The organism is Pseudomonas sp. TH43 (assembly GCF_016650635.1).
Lineage (GTDB): Bacteria > Pseudomonadota > Gammaproteobacteria > Pseudomonadales > Pseudomonadaceae > Aquipseudomonas.
In genome coordinates this window covers 336,138-354,812 of record NZ_JAEKFI010000001.1, presented here as the reverse complement: position 1 = coordinate 354,812, position 18,675 = coordinate 336,138, and the positions used below count along the sequence as shown (strand labels likewise).

The 18,675-nt window shown below is 58.6% G+C and carries 16 protein-coding genes; 3 read left to right on the top strand and 13 right to left on the bottom strand.

Annotated elements, in window-relative coordinates; translation table 11 throughout:
- Nucleotides 1-25 precede the first annotated feature (25 nt).
- Both JFT81_RS01440 and solA read right to left on the bottom strand, forming a co-directional pair.
- Complete coding sequence (locus JFT81_RS01440; RefSeq protein WP_207199798.1) at nucleotides 26-763, bottom strand: MetQ/NlpA family ABC transporter substrate-binding protein; 738 nt, start codon at nucleotides 761-763, stop codon at nucleotides 26-28.
- Nucleotides 764-801: 38 nt separating this feature from the next.
- On the bottom strand, nucleotides 802-1,980 hold the full coding sequence (gene solA, locus JFT81_RS01435; RefSeq protein ID WP_201225772.1) for an N-methyl-L-tryptophan oxidase: 1,179 nt from the start codon (nucleotides 1,978-1,980) through the stop codon (nucleotides 802-804).
- A gap of 372 nt (nucleotides 1,981-2,352) precedes the next feature.
- Between solA and JFT81_RS01430 the strand changes: the two genes are divergently transcribed.
- Together JFT81_RS01430 and JFT81_RS01425 are read left to right on the top strand one after the other, a co-directional pair.
- Nucleotides 2,353-4,758, top strand: a complete 2,406-nt coding sequence (locus tag JFT81_RS01430; protein ID WP_201225770.1) for a glucose/quinate/shikimate family membrane-bound PQQ-dependent dehydrogenase — start codon at nucleotides 2,353-2,355, stop codon at nucleotides 4,756-4,758.
- A gap of 104 nt (nucleotides 4,759-4,862) precedes the next feature.
- A complete protein-coding gene (locus JFT81_RS01425) occupies nucleotides 4,863-6,161 on the top strand; it encodes a carbohydrate porin (RefSeq protein ID WP_201225768.1) in 1,299 nt (432 codons plus the stop codon).
- 132 nt (nucleotides 6,162-6,293) lie between these two features.
- Here the strand turns inward: JFT81_RS01425 and JFT81_RS01420 are convergent, their stop codons facing one another.
- From JFT81_RS01420 to JFT81_RS01395, 6 genes are all read right to left on the bottom strand, one after another.
- On the bottom strand, nucleotides 6,294-6,485 hold the full coding sequence (locus tag JFT81_RS01420; RefSeq protein WP_201225766.1) for a hypothetical protein: 192 nt from the start codon (nucleotides 6,483-6,485) through the stop codon (nucleotides 6,294-6,296).
- A 99-nt stretch (nucleotides 6,486-6,584) separates the two neighbouring features.
- Nucleotides 6,585-8,444 (bottom strand): ABC transporter ATP-binding protein, encoded by a 1,860-nt coding sequence (locus JFT81_RS01415; RefSeq protein ID WP_201225764.1) that lies wholly within the window; start codon nucleotides 8,442-8,444, stop codon nucleotides 6,585-6,587.
- Between the two features lie 126 nt (nucleotides 8,445-8,570).
- Complete coding sequence (locus JFT81_RS01410) at nucleotides 8,571-8,915, bottom strand: ASCH domain-containing protein (RefSeq protein ID WP_347340471.1); 345 nt, start codon at nucleotides 8,913-8,915, stop codon at nucleotides 8,571-8,573.
- 477 nt (nucleotides 8,916-9,392) lie between these two features.
- Nucleotides 9,393-10,289, bottom strand: coding sequence for an NmrA family NAD(P)-binding protein (locus JFT81_RS01405; RefSeq protein ID WP_201225763.1), 897 nt, complete (start codon nucleotides 10,287-10,289; stop codon nucleotides 9,393-9,395).
- Nucleotides 10,290-10,335: 46 nt separating this feature from the next.
- Nucleotides 10,336-10,953 (bottom strand): NAD(P)H-dependent oxidoreductase, encoded by a 618-nt coding sequence (locus tag JFT81_RS01400; RefSeq protein ID WP_201225761.1) that lies wholly within the window; start codon nucleotides 10,951-10,953, stop codon nucleotides 10,336-10,338.
- Nucleotides 10,954-11,028: 75 nt separating this feature from the next.
- On the bottom strand, nucleotides 11,029-11,280 hold the full coding sequence (locus JFT81_RS01395) for a hypothetical protein (RefSeq protein WP_201225759.1): 252 nt from the start codon (nucleotides 11,278-11,280) through the stop codon (nucleotides 11,029-11,031).
- Nucleotides 11,281-11,426: 146 nt separating this feature from the next.
- Between JFT81_RS01395 and JFT81_RS01390 the strand changes: the two genes are divergently transcribed.
- Complete coding sequence (locus JFT81_RS01390; protein WP_201225757.1) at nucleotides 11,427-12,344, top strand: LysR family transcriptional regulator; 918 nt, start codon at nucleotides 11,427-11,429, stop codon at nucleotides 12,342-12,344.
- Nucleotides 12,345-12,462: 118 nt separating this feature from the next.
- On the opposite strand, the gene JFT81_RS01385 is transcribed toward JFT81_RS01390, so the two are convergent.
- The 5 genes from JFT81_RS01385 to JFT81_RS01365 form a co-directional block, all read right to left on the bottom strand.
- On the bottom strand, nucleotides 12,463-12,759 hold the full coding sequence (locus JFT81_RS01385; RefSeq protein ID WP_201203603.1) for a DUF3144 domain-containing protein: 297 nt from the start codon (nucleotides 12,757-12,759) through the stop codon (nucleotides 12,463-12,465).
- 135 nt (nucleotides 12,760-12,894) lie between these two features.
- Nucleotides 12,895-14,241, bottom strand: coding sequence for a glutamine synthetase family protein (locus tag JFT81_RS01380; RefSeq protein WP_201225755.1), 1,347 nt, complete (start codon nucleotides 14,239-14,241; stop codon nucleotides 12,895-12,897).
- A gap of 21 nt (nucleotides 14,242-14,262) precedes the next feature.
- Nucleotides 14,263-14,820: an XRE family transcriptional regulator gene (locus tag JFT81_RS01375; RefSeq protein ID WP_201225753.1), complete on the bottom strand. Its 558-nt coding sequence runs from the start codon at nucleotides 14,818-14,820 to the stop codon at nucleotides 14,263-14,265.
- Between the two features lie 25 nt (nucleotides 14,821-14,845).
- The gene (locus JFT81_RS01370) at nucleotides 14,846-16,135 is read right to left on the bottom strand and encodes an FAD-binding oxidoreductase (RefSeq protein ID WP_201225751.1); all 1,290 of its coding nucleotides are present in this window, start codon (nucleotides 16,133-16,135) and stop codon (nucleotides 14,846-14,848) included.
- Between the two features lie 137 nt (nucleotides 16,136-16,272).
- Nucleotides 16,273-18,513, bottom strand: a complete 2,241-nt coding sequence (locus JFT81_RS01365) for a TonB-dependent receptor (RefSeq protein ID WP_242485563.1) — start codon at nucleotides 18,511-18,513, stop codon at nucleotides 16,273-16,275.
- Nucleotides 18,514-18,675: the final 162 nt, after the last annotated feature.

Genomic DNA, 18,675 nt, shown 5'->3' with positions numbered 1-18,675 from the left:
GGGTTTCCGCCGGCTCCCGAGTGCATCAGAACGCTGGCACCACATCACCGTGATAACGCTCAAGAATGAACTGCTTCACTTGCGGTGAGTTAAGTAACGCGCCAAGTTTCTGCACCGCCGGCGCGTTGGCTTTGTCGCGACGCACGTAGAGGTAATTGGCGTAAGGCGACTCGGAGCTTTCGATGAACAGAGCATCCTTGTGCGGTTCAAGCTTCGCTTCCAGCGCGTAGTTGGCGTTGATCAACGCCATGTCGACCTGATTCAACACGCGCGGCAGCATGGCCGCTTCAAGTTCCTGAAACTTCAGATGCTTGGGGTTGCTGACGATGTCCAGGCGCGTGGCCATGATGTTGTCGGGATCCTTGAGGGTGATCAGACCTTGCCGGGCGATCAACAACAGCGCACGACCGGAGTTGGTCGGGTCGTTGGGGATGGCGATGGTGGCGCCGTCCTTCAGTTCGCTGATCGATTTGATTTTCTTCGAATAGGCACCGAAAGGTTCGATGTGCACGGCAACAATCGGCACTTGATCGCTGCTTGGGCGATCCTTTTTGTAGGCCTCATAGTAGGGTTTGCTCTGGAAGTAGTTGGCGTCGAGCAAGCCTTCATCGGTCTGTCGGTCCGGCTGTATGTAGTCAGAGAAGACTTTGACATCCAGCGTCACTCCTTCCTTGGCCAGCTCGGGTTTCAAGAATTCGAGGATCTCGGCGTGGGGCACCGGCACCACGGCGATTTTCAGGGTTTCGGCAGAGGCATTACCCATGGCGGCCACCAGCAGTGCTACGGAGAGCGCAACGCGTTTCACGATAGTTTTCCTTCAAAGCGTTTCAGGGAGAAAGACGAGAGATCCAGGTCGGTCGAGCCGCGCGTGCACCACTGGGCAAACGCCTCGCCCAATGCGGCGGAATGTTTGAAACCGTGACCGGAACACGCCGAGACGAACAGCGTGTGTTGCAGCGACGGATGCTCGTCGATGATGAAGTGGCGATCGGGCGTGACGGTGTAGGCGCAGACCGCCGACTTGAGCACCTTCGAGGTCACGCCGGCGAGGCGGCCGCGCACCTGATGTTCATACATGTCCTGCGCTTCGGCGGCCGAAACCGTTCGCTCGATTGTTTGCGGCGACGATGAGGTGTGGTACTGCGCGGTGGCAATTTTCAGGCTGCCTTCGCCGGGTAACGCAGGAAAGCCGTAATTGACTTTATCGTCGCCCCGGCCATGGGTGAGGATGAATGTCGGGGAGTGGCCGACCAGCCCGGCACCCTCCTCCAGTTCGAACCAGAACAGCTTCTGCCGGTAGACACTGAGCAGATTTTCATAGGGCTCACCGAGCAATTCACCACTCCAGTTGCCCGCGCTGATCACCAGTTTGTTGGCAAACAGCGTGCGGCGGTCGGTGGTGACCGTGACACCCTCCTCGCTGGAAGTGATCGCGGTGACGGTCTCGCCTTTATAAAGCGTCGCGCCGTGTTGCTCGGCCAGTTTGAGTTGCACATCGATGCAGCGTTCGGGGCGTACAAAGCCTCCGCCGGGCTCGAAGTAACCGATTGCGCTGTCGTGCACGTTGGCAAATTGCGGGAAGCGTTGGCGAATCTGTTCGGCGGACAAGATTTCGTGCTCGATGCCGTAGGTCTGCGCCAGATTGATGGTGCGCAAGGTGAAGTCGGTCTGGTCTTGAGGATCGAAATCGGCGCTCGATGTCAGAACCAGCAGCCCCGACTGCTCGAACAGCGATTCTCCACTCAACGCCTCAAGTTCACGCCAGATGCGATGAGAATTGCGCACGATGGGCACATATTGCGCGCCCTCGCCGACTGAAAGCCGAGTGATGCGCGTGTCGCCGTGGCTTGAGCCAAGGTTGTGCGGCGGGTGATGCCGATCAATACCGACAACCTTCACACCTGCTTTCGCCAACTGATAAACCGTGGCGGCGCCCATCGCGCCCAAGCCCAGAACCACCACTTCGCATCGCTCGGACATAAATAGCCACCTATCAAAAAAGCGCCAGTTGAGCGGTAAACCAGGGCGAATTCAAAGATTAAAAAAGCATATCCATATAGCTCGATGCGTCCGCTGACCGCTCTGGATCGGCATGCCAGGCGGTTATTCGTCGCATTTACAACCTGGCCCAAATGATTTACGCCTGAGAGCGCGGCATCCTGAATCTGTCAAAAATCGCAATAAACCCTACAGAACAGCCATTTTTGAACCCATTTCGACAGACTTTTCACCATCTGAGCCCTCTCAGGCACGAGTCAAAAGCGCGAACTACGCTTCACGTTGAAATTTGTGATTTAACTAGGTAGTTACCTAACTATATAATGCGCGCCTCATTTCAACGGGACATTCAACGTGAAGCAGAGTCAACGCCTCTCGGGCATATCAAAATTCATTCTGGTCGGTCTGGGCGTCGTCATCGCCCTGCTCGGCCTTGCGCTGGCCGCTGGCGGCGTGAAATTGGTCAGCCTGGGAGGTTCCTGGTACTTCCTGGTCGGTGGTCTGGTGATGGCTGCTTCCGGTCTGCTGATCGCGCGCTTCAAACTGGCCGGTGCCTGGTTGTTCGCGGCTTTCCTGGTAGGCACGGCGATCTGGGCGGTGAGCGATGCCGGGCTGGTGTTCTGGCCGGTGTTCTCGCGCCTGTTCATGTTCAGTGTCATTGGCCTGGTCGTGGCGCTGGTCTATCCGCTGCTCAAGCGTGCCAACGGTGGCGTTGCCGGTCGCGGCGCCTACGCCGTGGCTGCGGTGCTGGCGGTCGGCGTGGTTGTGGCAGCCGGCAATATGTTCGTCGCCCACCCTACCGTGGCGGCGACCGGCACAGGCCCGGGCTTGACCCCGGTTGAGCCGGCCACGGCGCAAAAAGACTGGGCACACTATGGTAATACCGAAGGTGGCAGCCGCTTCGCCGCGCTGGACCAGATCAATCGCAGCAACGTCGACAAGCTGAAAGTTGCGTGGACGTATCACACCGGTGACGTCGCAGAAAGCGATGGCAACGGCGCCGAAGACCAGCTCACCCCGCTGCAGATCGGCAACAAAGTGTTCATCTGCACCCCGCACAACAACCTGATCGCCCTCGATGCCGACAGCGGTAAAGAGCTGTGGAAGAACCCGATCAACGCGCAGTCGAAAGTCTGGCAGCGTTGCCGTGGCATGGCCTATTTCGACGCCACGAAAGAGATCGCTCAGCCGTCCAACTCGACCATCATCGAAGCCAAACCGGCGCCGGCCGCCAATTGCCAGCGTCGTTTGCTGACCAACACCATCGACGCTCGCCTGATTGCGGTCGATGCCGACACCGGCGAGTTCTGCCAGGGCTTTGGCAACAACGGCCAGGTTGATCTGAAGGCCGGTCTGGGTGATGTGCCGGACAGCTACTATCAGTTGTCTTCCGCGCCGCTGATGGCCGGCACCACCGTGGTGGTTGGCGGTCGCGTGGCCGACAACGTGCAGACCGACATGCCAGGTGGCGTGATCCGTGGTTTCGACGTGATGACTGGCGCCATGCGCTGGGCGTTCGACCCGGGCAATCCGCAGGATAAAAAGGCACCGGCCGACGGCAGCACCTATGTGCGCAGCACGCCGAACAGCTGGGCACCGATGTCTTATGACCCGGCGACCAACACGGTCTTCCTGCCGATGGGCAGTTCGTCCACCGACATCTATGGTGTCGAACGCAGCAAGCTCGATCACACCTACGGCGCCTCGATCCTCGCGCTCGACGCTACCAGCGGTGAAGAGCGCTGGGTGTTCCAGACCGTGCACAACGACCTCTGGGACTTCGACCTGCCGATGCAGCCGAGCCTGATCGACTTCACCAAGGACGGCAAAAGCATCCCTGCGCTGGTCATCGGCACCAAGGCCGGGCAGATCTACGTGCTTGACCGCGCCACCGGCAAACCACTGACCGACGTTAAAGAAGTCCCGGTCAAAGCGGCGAACATCCCGAACGAACCGTACTCCCCTACTCAGCCGAAATCGGTGGGCATGCCCGAAATCGGTGCTCAGCACCTGACCGAATCCGACATGTGGGGCGCAACCCCTTACGATCAATTGCTCTGCCGCATCGACTTCAAGGGCATGCGCTACGACGGCTTGTACACCGCGCCGGGCACCGACAAATCCCTGAGTTTCCCGGGTTCGTTGGGTGGCATGAACTGGGGCAGTATCTCGACTGATCCGGTGCACGGTTTCATCTTCGTCAACGACATGCGCCTGGGTCTGTGGATTCAGATGATCCCGTCGCAAAACAAAGCTCAAGCCTCTTCTGGTGGCGAAGCGCTGAATACCGGCATGGGCGCTGTACCGCTCAAAGGCACACCTTATGCGGTGAACAAAAACCGCTTCCTGTCGGTTGCTGGCATTCCTTGCCAGGCACCACCGTTCGGCACGCTGACCGCCATCGACATGAAGACTCAGAAAGTCGCCTGGCAGGTTCCGGTGGGGACTGTTGAGGACACCGGCCCGCTGGGCATTCGTATGCACTTGCCGATCAAAATCGGCCTGCCAACCCTCGGCGGCACCCTGTCGACCCAGGGCGGCTTGATCTTCATCGCCGGCACCCAGGACTTCTACCTGCGCGCGTTCAACAGCGGCAACGGTGAAGAGATCTGGAAGGCGCGTCTGCCAGTCGGCAGCCAGGGCGGCCCGATGACCTACGTTTCGCCGAAGACCGGCAAACAGTACATCGTCATCACCGCCGGCGGCGCTCGCCAGTCGACGGATCGCGGCGATTACGTGATGGCGTATGCCCTGCCGTAAGCCACTGCGTCCACGTTAAGCGCGGACGCTTGCTTTGAGCGCGGCACCTTCGGGTGCCGCGCTGCTTTTCCCCTATTGCTCAAGTTTTCTGCAGGAAGATTTACATGCTATCGGCTGTTCGTTTTTCGCGTTCTGACCTGTTCAAAGGCCTGTTGATGGGCTTCGCTTGCACCACCACCCTCCCCGCGCTGGCCGACAACGATACTGATTTGTTGACCCGCAGCACCCTCACCGGTGACTGGGGTGGCTTGCGTCACCAGATGGACGAAGAAGGCGTCAAGTTCACTGGCGACTACAGCGGCGAAACCGCCTACAACGCTGACGGTGGCCTGCATCGCTCGGCGCGTTATTCGCAGAACATCAAGCTCGGGGTGCAGTTCGATCTGAGCAAATTGTACGGCTTCGACAATGCCGGCAAGGTCCAGTTGACTATCAATGACCGACGCGGCAACAGTGCCTCGGAAGACCTCGTCGGCAACCGTCTGCCGATCCAGGAAAACTACGGCGGGCTGTACACGCGCCTGACCGAACTGAGTTACGAGCGCAGCCTGTTTACCCCGTCGCTGAATGTAAAGCTTGGTTACATGGCCATGGGCAACGACCTCGGCGGCCTCGACAGCGGCATCCTCTGCAACTTCATGAACGCCGGTTTCTGCGGGCATCCGCTGAACATGTCCGGCGGCAGTGGCTGGACCAACTACCCCAATGCCCATTTGGGCGTGCGGGTGAAATACGACCTGTCGCCGTCCTGGCAACTGCGCGTGGCGGCGTTCAACGTCGACCCGGAAAGCAACGGCAACTCCAGCCGTGCCTGGCATCTTGGCCCGAAACACACGACAGGCACCGTGGTGCCGATCGAGCTGGTGTACAAGCACGCGGGTGATCTGCCCGGCGAATACAAGGTCGGCTACTACTACGACAGCTCCGACGTGAAACGCATCGGCAGCGATAAGCAAGTGTCCGGTCGCGGCGGTCATTACCTGTTGATCGATCAGGCTGTGTGGAGTTCGCCTACTTCCGAGGGTCGCAGCCTGCACGCCTTCGGCCAATACTCGGCGGCCAGCGAAGCGGCCTCGCCGTTCAGCAAGTGGTATGGCACTGGCGTGGTTCTGTACAAACCGTTCGAAGGACGCCCGCGTGACACCGTTGCCTTGGGCTACGGCCGTGCAGTACCGAACCCGCGCAGTCGCGACGTGCAGCAAGACGCTGCGCTGAACAATGGCACCGCGTTCCCGAACCTGGACAGCGCTGAGCAATTGATTGAACTGGGCTACGGTTATCAAGCCACGCCTTGGCTGACGTTGCGCCCGAATGTGCAATACATCATCGAGCCGGGCGCGTTCTCCGGGCAAGACATCGACAATGCGCTGGTGTTTGGTTTGCAGGTGAAAGCGGCACTCTGATCTTGGGCCGTTGAGCCAGGAACAGTGAAAACCAAAAGTCATTTGTGGCGAGCGAGCGCGCTCCCTCGCCACAGTGACAGAGTCATCCTGGATAAGCGCCAGGCCTGGTTTTCAATCACGCGATTTTCTCGACTACGGATGCTCGCTTGATACCGAATTGTTGGCATCGACGTCGCTCATGTCTTCTTCAACGGACGCTTCGTCATCCGCCGGCAGTGTGCCTTCAGGCTCGTCGCGGCATGGGTCGTGACCGGTTTCATTGTCCGTTGTGCGAGTGACTTCCTGCTGAGAGATGTTGCCTGGCGCTTTTTCATCAATTTGCATGCTGGCTCTCCTGCTGAAGCACGGAAATTCCGCGCTTCATCGTGAGAGGACGATCCGTCACCGTAAGTGCCTGCCAATGGACGAATGGCAACTGTCCGTTTACACCTGATCCATCGCCTCGACCACGCCCTTGTCCTCACCCAGAAACCCACCGCTCTGATGCTGCCAAAGCCGCGCATAGATGCCGTTTTTCTCCAGCAATTCGGTGTGAGTGCCCTGCTCGACGATGCGTCCGTCGTCCATGACAATCAGCCGATCCATGGCCGCAATGGTCGACAACCGATGGGCGATCGCGATCACGGTCTTGCCCTGCATCATTTCGTCGAGGCTTTCCTGAATCGCCACTTCGACTTCCGAGTCGAGTGCACTGGTGGCCTCGTCCAGCAGCAGGATCGGCGCGTTCTTCAGCATGACCCGGGCGATCGCGACGCGTTGACGCTGGCCGCCCGACAGTTTGATGCCGCGCTCGCCCACTAGCGTGTCATAGCCGCTATGGCCTTGGCGGTCGCTGAGCTGGCTGATGAACTCATCGGCCTGGGCACTGGCCGCCGCGCTGCGGATCTGTGCATCGGTCGCGTCGGGACGGCCGTAGGCAATGTTGTCGCGAATGGAACGGTGCAACAGAGAAGTGTCCTGCGTGACCATGCCGATAGCACTGCGCAGACTGTCTTGCGTCACGTGCGCGATATTCTGGCCGTCAATGCGAATCTCCCCGCTGTCGATGTCATAGAAGCGCAGCAGCAAGTTGATCAGCGTGGATTTGCCGGCGCCAGAGCGGCCGACCAGACCGATTTTTTCGCCCGGGCGAATGCTCAGGCTCAGGCCATCGAGCACCTGGCGCTCGCCGTTGTAATTGAAACGCACCTTGTCGAAGGTCACCGCACCGCCGGAGGTCACCAGCACGCCAGCATCCGGTGCGTCTTGCACCTTGGCGCCCTGAGTCAGCGTCGCCATGCCGTCCTGCACGGTGCCGATGCTTTCGAACAGCGAAGTCATCTGCCACATGATCCAGTTCGACATGCCATTGATGCGCAACGCCATGGCGGTGATCGCCGCCACGGCACCGGCGCCAACGTCGCCCTGATGCCACAGCCACAGGGCATAACCACCCGCCGACATGATCAAGCCCACCACCAATGCCTGATTGACGATTTCGAACAGGCTGACCAGACGCATCTGGCGAAAACCGGTGAGTTTGAAATCTTCCATCGCCGCACGCGCGAAGTGCGCTTCACGATTGGAATGGGAGAACAGCTTCACCGTCGTGATGTTGGTGTAAGCGTCGGAGATACGCCCGGTCATCATCGACCGCGCATTCGCCTGCTCCTGCCCGACTTTGCCCAAACGCGGCACGAAGTACCACATGGCCAGCGCGAACAACACCGCCCAGCCAATGAACGGCAGCATCAGCTTCAAGGCGAAGCCGCCAGCCAGCGCGATGATCGCGATGAAATACACGCCAATCCCGGGGAGGATCTCGATAAGGGTGAAGAGCACGTCGCGCACCGCGAGCGCCGTCTGCATCACCTTGGTCGTGACGCGACCGGAAAACTCATCGGAAAAAAAAGAAAGGCTTTGCCGCAACATCAGCCGGTGGAAGTCCCAACGCAGCCGCAGCGGCAAATTGATCGCCAATATCTGGTGCTGCACCATCGTGCGCAACGCCACCAGCCCGACACTGGTCACCATGACAATGCCCATGCCCCACAACACCCGACTTTCCTGCGCCGAGGCTTCACCACCGGCCTGCCAGGTCGAGAGCAGATCCACGACCTTCCCGAGGAAGGAAAACAGCCAGGCCTCATAGATCGACACAGCGGCACTCAGCAGCGCGAGCACCAGGATGTAACCGCGAGCGCCCCGCGTACAGGCCCAAAGAAAACGCGCCAGGCCATTGGGCGGTGGCGGGACCTCGTCAGGGGGAAAAGGGTCGAGTCTTCGTTCGAACACACGAAGCATGGTGATCTCCAAAACTTTCAAGTTGCGGGGATTCTGCCATTGAATGGTGGCGAGGAGGGCTTTGTGAAAAAGTGTGTTTTTATCCGGGCGGCTATCGGCCAATAGCCCACACGTTTCGCTTGATGATCAAGCTTTATCGGCAAGCACGAAGTCCACCTCGTAGATACCGCGGGCGGCGCGGACGTTCACAGGGTGTGTGATCGGCCTTACATGACTCAACTCCCAAGCGAGCCAACCCTCCTCGAAGTAATTCGCACAGGCCGCTTGCATGTCAGCGAGGACAAACGGGCGAACAGCTTTTACCCGCACGATGGCGACAGCCACGCCGTCGGCGTCTTCGTCACCCTCGGTGTGCAGAAAGCGCCCGTTTTCAACGATCAAAAGGTCTTCACCAGGATCCAGGTCAGGATGCCAACGGCGAATTTCGAGGGTCTTCTCCCCCGAAGCGATTCGCCCTCCACTGGGCCGCACAATCGATAAGGTCTTGATGGTTCGCTCCTGAAGTCATCCGCGCTATTGCGTTGTTTGCGATAAAACATGAACGACATTCGCCGCCATTTGTTCAGCGCTGCAACCTACGGGTATGTTGAATCAATAGGTCAGCACGGGACAACCACGTTTCTGCACGCTCATGACAGGTCGTCAGTTTCCAGGTGCCGATCTATGCAGCGATCATTGCCTTCAGCGGTGCGTCGGAATCGGGCTGGTGCGTGGCACGCTGAGCGCGGCTTTGATGATGTTGTTTTTGGGGTGACCTTATCGGGCGTCTCTTAATGGGATACGGAGGGTGTTTGGCTTGCCTCCTGGGGGCGACAAGCCGATGTCGTGGGATAGTTGACTGGCGGCTATCGGCCATTAGCTGACATTCACCTCGGGACCATTTACGGCCGAAAGCTACTAATCCAGAATCAAGTTATGCCGCTTCAATCAAATACGCGCGCAGACGCTTCAGATAAACATAGCAATATTCTGAGCCAGGTATTCCGCCAGCGTCGTCTGACGTACTCCCAAAATCTTCAACTTCGCATCGCTGGCCGGTACCGACAGATAATCGCGCGACTCGTGGGTGTAGTAAGTCATCAATGCGTCGAAATAGTCACCCATCGAAGTCTTTAACATTGAATCATCGTCAACATAAGTGATTGTCTTGCCGGTCACATCGCTGAGTAATTGCGCAACATCCTGGTAATCGAATTGCTCCGCACCGGTCATCAGGTAGTCCTGCCCAATATGCTCCTCCGGTGTGTCCGTGAGTATTCTGGCGATAACATCAGCGATATCTTCCTCGGACACCCAACGGCGGCGTGCATCGGTCACAGCCGGCATAAGAAGCTGCTGTTGGGTCTTGACCGGTTCCGCCAGGTACCAGGACAAGTTGAACATGATCCAGCAAGCGACATTAAGATAGGTGATCGGCAATCCGCTTGCGTCCAGGAGCGGCTTGGCAACCATATGCTGGGCTGCACCGCAGCGGGTTGCCAGCACTTCCCTGGAAATATCCGTCGCCTTCAAACCGGGTGGTATCGCGGTCAGGCGCACGATCTGCGAAACGCTGCCCGCCTCCCGGACAGCATCGATGATGTTAGGTGTCACCACCGTTTCGTCCGTCACGAAGTCTGGCGTGACGATGAACAGCCGATCCACGCCTCGCATCGCCGCTTTCAGGCTCGCGGGGTCATACCAATCCGCCTGCTGAACCTCAGCAGTGGGAAAACGTTCACGGAGCGACTTGACGCCGCTTTCGCGGCTGGACACGAGGCGCAGACTTACGTTTTCACGAACGAGCCGGTCTGCTGCAAGGGCGCCGATATTGCCGGTCGCGCCCAGGATCAGTACTTTTTCCATGCTATCTCCTTTACGATGAGCCGATGCCTTGTGACGGTTTTGACCGTCACACCGTGGACAGAAGCTGCGCTTTTTCCAACTGCGGGGTTGCGGCTTCAACGAACTGTTCAATCCGCTCGTTCGTGGCGTTGTCCGCGTCATAGAAATAGGCGACCTGCGTATTTTTCATGCCGACATATCCGAAGATACCTTCCACGATCTGATTCTGAATCGCCTTCGCATAGCCATGGCGTTCATAGCCACTTTCATTGCCGGCTGCCGTTGCGACAAGCAGCACGGGAATGTCGCGCATGGTGCCAACAACCCGCCCCTTCTCATCGACGCTATAAGCCCATCCTCCGTTAAATACGCGCTCGAACCATCCCTTGAGCATCGAGGGGACAGACCACCAATAAACAGGAAAAACGAACACGAGCATGTCAGCCTGATCTACCCTCGCCTGTTCACGTGCGGTCTCAGGGGCAACTTCACCGACCCCGCGGTAGAGCATTACATCCCCTGCAGTCATTGCCGGCGAAAAGCCTTCCGCATGAAGGTCCGCGATCTCTACTTCGATGTCCCGCCCGACAAGGTCTTCGCTGATACGAACGGCAATAACATGACTGAGGGAACCTGGAACGGGGTGAGTGACAACGATAAGTGCTTTTCGAACCTGATTACTCATAAGTGTCCTATGTACTAATACATTCAATTCAATATTGGTAATTTCGCCAGAAGTTGCCGACTAACCAAGCCGGTATCAGCCTGCCTCTTTAGCCGCGCGTGTATTAGCTTCTTCCACGTCGGCTGAAGATTTATTCTCCTTCCGAGAAACATCAGGCTTATCTGTTTCAATAGCCTGTTTACTCTCTACCCGCCTTTCAGCTTCATTAAACCGTTGTTTGTTACGTTCATGATGCCGTTGAAGCGCCTCCGCACCATCAGCAGCAAAACTCGCGACAGGGACCACGATCAAAGACGCAATAGCAAACACTTTCAAAACACTGTTCATAAACTTTTTCCAGACAACATTGAACATAGCTAGTTGATGTATAGGCCTGCCATGTAAGGACCACCTATCAAGGCTGGGAAGTTTACTTGAACGAAAACACGAGATAATCTAGCCAAAATCGGTTTTATAATACGAGAACTCGGATAATGGCGCTGGATCGACTGGAAGCAATGCGGGCCTTTTGCAGGATCGTCGAGATAGGAAGCTTCGGCGGTGCCGCCGAGTCATTGGGGCTTGCGAAAACGACCGTTTCGGGACAAATCCAGGCCTTGGAGTTACTACTGGGGATCAAGCTGTTGCACCGCACCACCCGAAAGGTTTCCCCCACTACTGAAGGGGCCGCGTACTACCTGCGTGCCAGAGCCGTTCTAGAAGATGTCGACGATCTGGAAGCCTCCGTTTCTTTGAGCCGCAGCGCTGCGCGTGGCCGGGTACACATTGAAATGCCAGCGGGGGTTGGCTTGCTGCTAGTCGTCCCGGCACTGCGTGAATTCACCGTGCAGTACCCCAATATCCATCTGGATATAGGCTGTAGCGATCGAGTAGTGGACTTGGTACAAGAAGGCATTGATTGCGCGATCAGGGGCGGCGTCGTAACGGACCCAAACCTGGTCTGCAAGATCATTGGGCAAGTTCAACTGGCACTCTGTGCCTCTCCTGACTATTTGCGAGAAGCCCCGAGCCTTTCGGTGCCGGAAGATTTATTCCAACATCGTAATTTGGGCTACAGATTTTCGGCTAACAACCGGCGGTACCTGCCCACTATGTTTCGTGGTGACAAATCATTCAGCCTGGATGTGCCGGTATCGATGTACTTCAACAACGGTAGCGCGCATACCGCCGCTACGGTTGCCGGACTGGGAATCGCTTTTGTACCGAGGGCGGAAGCGCAGCCACTTATTGAGCAGGGGTTATTGACCGAGGTTCTCCCGGATTGGAGGCTAGAGTCGATTACCCTTTCACTGGTCTATCCATATACCCGGCACTTGTCCGCTCGCGTCAGGGCAGTCACTGACTGGGTGAGTGATTTGATGCAAAGGAATGAATTGTGGAAGCCTGAATGAGTGCTCACGGAGAACGGTGACCGCCTCCCGAAACGCATCAATGTTGCGACCGATCGGTTTGTTTACGCACGCAACATTTCTTCATTGAGTTAACTCAAACGCTCAAGCCCCTTGGCGATCAGGCGTCTTTGGCGGTCATGTACTGGCTGAAATTGTTGATATGGTCGTCAAGGTTGTCCTCGAGCATCATCCGGTACTGTTCACAAAAGTATTTCAACATCGCTTCGCGCGCCTGCGCCATTTCTTCGCCCGACTTGAAGCTGCGCGCGCTTACCCAGGCGTTGAATCGAGTGGTACCAAACATCATCGATGCGCTGACCTTGCCGAGGTTTTCGAACGCTTTGAGCTGCTCGTTCGACAGGCTTATGTGCGCGTCTGCGCGATCGTAGAAAGCGTCATCGGTTGTATCGTTCATTGCGGATTACCTTCAATCAATGTCGGGGAATGGCGCCATTGGAACACTTCCCGCATTGGCTCGCTACGCAACGAAAGGAAAAAGGCTGTTGGCTGAAAACAGCCTTCCAAGGTCCCGCGCGCATCGACGCCTGCATCACAAATACCAGCGATACTCCCGCGCACTGATCTCCTGCATGAACGCCAGATGATCCTGGCGTTTGTTCTCGCAATACACATCGACAAACTCAGCGCCCAACCCCTCACGCAACTGTGGTTGATGCTGCATCGCCCTCACGGCCTCGAATATCTCCTTGGGAAATTCAATACCGCTACTGCGATCTTCATTCAGCGGCGCAATCGGTTCTTTGCCCGATGCCAGCCCATGCTCAAGGCCCACCAGAATCGCCGCCAGCACCAGATACGGATTGGCATCCGCGCCCGCGAGGCGATATTCCACGCGCAGGTTTTTCGCGTCCGATTCCGGAATGCGCAGGCACGCATCACGGTCCTCAAAGCCCCAACTGGCTTTGGTCGCGGTGTTCACCGTGCCGCCCAAACGTCGCATCGCATTCTGGTTCGGTGCGAAGATTGGCATGCTGTGCGGCAGCAATTCCAGGCACCCGGCGACGGCGTGGCGCAGCGGTTGCTGGGCGTTCGCGGCCAACAGATTGTTGCCCGCCGAATCGTAAAGACTGACGTGCACATGCATGCCGCTCCCCGGATGCTGCAAGTACGGTTTGGCCATGAAACTGGCGCGATAACCATGCTTGAGCGCGACGCCTCGGGTGCTGCGGCAGAACAGCGCCGCCCAGTCGGCGGCGCGCAACCCGTCGTCGAAGTGGCCGAAGTTGATTTCGAACTGGCCGGGGCCGAGTTCTGCGGTGATCACGGTGGCGTCGATGCCTTGAGCGCGCGTGGCCTCGACCATTTCATCGAGCACCGGCGCAAAGCGCGACAGGCGTTCGATGTGCATGTTCGGTTGATCGTCGGCGTCATCGGTCAAGTCATCACGAGGGAATTGCGGCAGGCCGTCACGCAGCTTTTTATCGAACAGGTAGAACTCCAGTTCGAACGCTACGACCGGGTGAATGCCTTTGCCCGCAAGACGATTGAGTACCTGCGCGAGGACTTCACGCGGTTCGAATTCGATCGGTTTTTCGGTGCCGTCCGAGGTGATCAGCATCTGCCCCAGCGGCTGCGCTTCCCAGGTCACCGGCTTCAAGGTGCCGGGCACCAAGCGGCGCACGGCGTCCGGGTCGCCATCGTTGAAGCAGTAATCGCCAATCTCGAACAAACCGCCCTGCACACCCAGCAACACGCAGTTTTGCGGCAGTTTGAGGGCGCTGCCAGCGGCGACTTTTTCGAGCATGTCCACGGGATAACGCTTGCCGTAGAAGTGCCCCGGAATGTCCAGGGAAATCAGGTCGACATAACGCACCTCAGGGTAGCGTTGACGAAAAGCACGCACTTCAGCCAACAGATCAGCGCAGACAACGTCCATCGTGTTCATCCTTTTTTGTTATCAGGTGTAGACCCAGAGCACGCGGGTGAGCTGCTCGGTGAGGTTGCCGTAGCGGCAGCGGGTGTGGCTGTCGAATTGAAAGCTGTCGCCGGCCTTCAATGTGACCGGATCTTCGTCATCGCCCAGCCATAACGTCAGTTCGCCTTCCAGCACGTAGCCGCCCTGCTCCGAGCTGTCGGTCAAGTGGCGGTCGCCGCTGCTGGCGCCGGGCTCGAGATGACTTTCGAGCATCGAGAACGACGCGCGTATCTGCGGCGACACCAGAATATCGGTGATGCCATTGGCGTAATACAGCGTGCGGCGTTCGTCCGGGCGGGTCACCCATGGCAGCTCTTTGGGCTTGGGCAAACTGTAGAAATAGGTGGTCGGCACGCCGAAGGTTTCACTGATCGCGGTGAGATCCGCGACCGTGGGCCGCGACAAACCGCGCTCGACTTGCGAGAGAAAACCCACCGAACGACCGATCTTGTCGGCCAGTTCTTTCAGGGTCCATTTCTTGTGCTTGCGCAGGTCGTGGATGAGGATCGCCAGCGCGGCGATTTCTTCTTGCTTGTTCATGGCCGGGATTCCGAAAAGTGTTTCATCAGACGCTGTCACGCAGTCGGTACCAGGCTTTGCCGATGGCTTCCAGCGGCGCGGCGAGGTATTTGCCGCCGGGGAAACGGCCATTGCTCAGGCCTTGATACAACGCCAATTCGTCGGCATCGCCGAGAATTGCAGCAGACACAGCACGGGCGGCGGCCAGCGTCGGCAGCACGCCGTGGCCGGAGTAGCCTTGCAGCCAGTAACGATTGCCCCCGCCGCCAACGTCCGGCGTGCGATTGAGGGTCAGATCGATGTGCCCGCCCCAGGCAAACTCCAGATCGACGCCTTTGAGCTGCGGGAACACCCGTTCAAGAAACGGCCGGGTTGCCGCCGCGATGTCCTTGGGCATGCCGCCCAAGTAAGTGCAGCCGCCGCCAAACAGCAAACGGTTATCCGGGGTGCGGCGGAAGTAATCGAGGACGAACTGGTTGTCGGTGACGCAGACGTTGCTTGGCAACAGTGCGCTGGCTTGCTCCGGCGTGAGCGGCGCGGTGGCGACTTGATAAGTGCCCACCGGCAGGATGCAACGGGCAAGTTGTGGATCGAGTTCATCAAGGTAGGCATTGCACGCCAGCACCAGCACATCGGCGCGAACCGTTCCACGCTCGGTATTTACCCGAAACCCTGTGCCCTCCTCCTGATAACTCAGCGCCTTGCTTTGCTCATGGATTCGGCCGCCAGCGCGCTCGATGGCGGCGGCCAGCCCCAGCGCGAGTTTCAGCGGATTGAGGTGCGCGCCTTGCGGGTCATAGAGGCCGGCCTGATAACGTTCGCTGGCGACCCATTCAGGCAGATGTTCACGTGGGATGAACTGCAAGGCATCGTGGCCCCACTTGTGGCTGGCCTCGTGTTGCCATTCGGTGAGCAGGCTGACCCGGCGCGGCATCACCGACGTCCACAGATGCCCGGGCCGATAGTCGCAGTCGAAACCATGCAGCCCCGGCAGTTCACGCAGTTCCTCCGCCGCCCAGCGCATGCCGTCCCACAACCGTTTCGCCCGTTCATGGCCCAGCGCAGCTTCCAGCGGCGGCATGTCACACGACCAGCCCAGAATCGCTTGCCCGCCGTTGCGCCCGGAAGCGGCCCACGCCACTCGACTGGCCTCCAGCAGCGTCACTCGTTTGCCGGCCAACGCCAGGCGCAGCGCCGTGTGCAGGCCGCTGAAACCGGCGCCGATGATCACCACTTCCGTGTCATGTTCGCCCTCCAGCGCTGGTCGGGTACTCAGGATATCGGCGCAACTGTGGGCGTAATAACTGGCGACATGCTGACGGGATTGCTGAAACATTCGCGGCCTCATGAAATTCTGTTCTTGTAATTTCATGAAAATCTACAGAACAAATTTCACGCCGGCAACCCGAAACATTCAAATCACCCCAGCACTCGGCTGCGTCGGCAACCTGCAGGTCGCCGCGCGCCAGGCGATCAAAAATCATATCGCGCCGTCATGCCCAACGTTCGCGGCGTGCCCAACACCCCTGTATAGGCGCCGTTCGGCGAATTCCACAGCGTGGTGTAGTAGGTTTTGTCGAAGGCGTTTTTCAGCCACAGCGACATATCCCACTGTCCCTTGCCCCAGTCGCCGCGCACACCGGTGGAAAGATTGACCAAGCCATAACCCGGCAACTGCGCGTCCCGTGAATCATCGACGGTGCCGACCGCGGGGGAGCGCCACGCGTAGTTGCCATTGACGTACGGTTGCAGGCCATCGTCCAGATTCCACTGATAACTGGCGCTGCTGTTGAAGATCCATTTCGACGCACCCACCACCGCATGCCCACTGAGGTCGCAGGCTGCCGGCGCGCCCGCACGCAACGCCACCTCGGCAGGACAAGGTGCATCTTCGTAAGACAGATAACGCACGTCATTCCACGAACCGTTGAGGTTGAGGGTCAACCCTCGCAGCGGACGCCAACTGCTATCAACTTCGAGCCCACGACTGCGTACCGAACCGGCGTTGGTCAAATAGCTGGAGAGGTTGACGTCATCGTAGGCGTTGGTCTGGTAGCCATGCACTTCGGTCCAGAACAGGTTGGCATTGAGCAACAGGCGCTGGTCGAGCAGCGTGGTCTTGATCCCCAGTTCCGCATCGTTGGCCCGTTCACTGCCAATCAACAAGGAATCGGCACCCGCGACCGGCGCACTGGCCACGCTGAGGTTGACCCCGCCCGACTTTTCGCCGTGGGACAGCGAGGCATACGCCAGCACCCGATCGTTCACATGCCAGGCCAGGCTGGCCAGCGCCGAAGGGCTGAAACTGTAGAGGCTCAAGTCACCGGAGTCGTAAGCACCAACCCTCCCCGCCCTTGCTGCGGCGGCTGCGCCGCTGACGCCGACACCTCCCACGGGTGCGTTGCGCGTAACTTGGGCCAGTTTGCGCTCATAAGTGCCACGCACGCCGAGGCTGAAATCCAGCTGCGGCGTCAGGTGCCAGGTGCCCTGGGCAAACGTGGCAAAGCTGTCGGTGTCGACATCGCCCTGGCCAACACTGGTGACGTTGTTCAGCGCGCCCTGCGGGGTGCCATTCCAGGTGTCCGCCAAGGGTCCGTAATCGGTGAAGACCTTGTTGCTCATTTCCTGGCGAAAGTAATACGCGCCCAGCACGTAGTCGAAGTGTTCCCCGACCGGCGAAGCCAGACGCAGCTCTTGCGAGTACTGTTTGTCGCGTGCCGATTGGCCGACGTTGTGCATTACGTCGACGTTCAGTTCATCGTCGTTACGCGGGGTGAAATCCCACCAGCGGTAGGCGCTGATCGAGGTCAGCGTGTAGTCGCCGGCCAGATTCCAGTTGGCCTCAAGCGACGTGCCGCCCTGGAACACCTTTACGCTTTGATCGGCGTCCAGATTGACGTGGCGCCCGTTGACCAAGGTCGCGCCCACCGCCGCTGCGCGTTGTTCATATCGGTTGACGCCATTGATGGTCGGCCCGGTACTGAACAATGAGCGGGTGCCGGCGCTGGAGTCTTCTTCGTGATAATCGGCCAGCCAGCGCAGATTGAAATCCTCGTTGGGCTGGAATAACAGTTGCCCGCGAGCGCCTTGACGCACGCCACCGCCCAGCGTGTGGCCGTCGTAGTCGTTTTTAACGTAGCCATTTTCATGGGTTCGATAAACCGCGATGCGCCCCGCCAGCGTGTCGTTGAGTGGGCCGGAAAAACTCGCCTGATTTTGCGTGTAGCCATCTTCGCCCACCGAAGTCGAAAAACTGCCCTGCGGCGTAAAAGAAGGTCGCCGCGTGGTGATGTTCAACACGCCTGCCGTTGTGTTTTTGCCGAACAAGGTGCCCTGCGGGCCGCGTAACAGCTCGATCTGCTCAACGTCGAGCAAGTCGAACACGGCCATGCCGGGGCGCCCGAGGTAGACATTGTCCAGATAGATCCCGGCGCTGCCCTCAAGCCCGTCACTGGCCGGGTTGTTGCCCAAACCGCGAATCGACAGGCTCGATTGCCTCGCGTGCATGAACGCGACGTTCACACTGGGCATCGCCTGTTGCAAATCCTGCAGGCGATACAGACGCTGTTCCTCAAGGGTTTGCGCGCCCAGCACGCTCATCGCAGTGGGCACTTGTTGGGCATCTTCGCTGCGGCGGCGAGCCTCGACAGTAACCGTTTGCAGAACATCCGTAGCGGCGGGCAGATCACTGGCCGTTGCCGGCAGCAACGGCATGAGTGAACAAAGGCCCAGTGCGCCCGCGGAAAAGTTGCGCGAATAAAGAAGATTCATCGGTGGTTCCTGGAGCGGCTTCACGCCGCTCTTCGAGAGGAGTCGATACTTCGCTGCGCGTGGCTTGCGTGAGCGCGATCGTTGCGGTTGGAGGTCGGCGCGTGA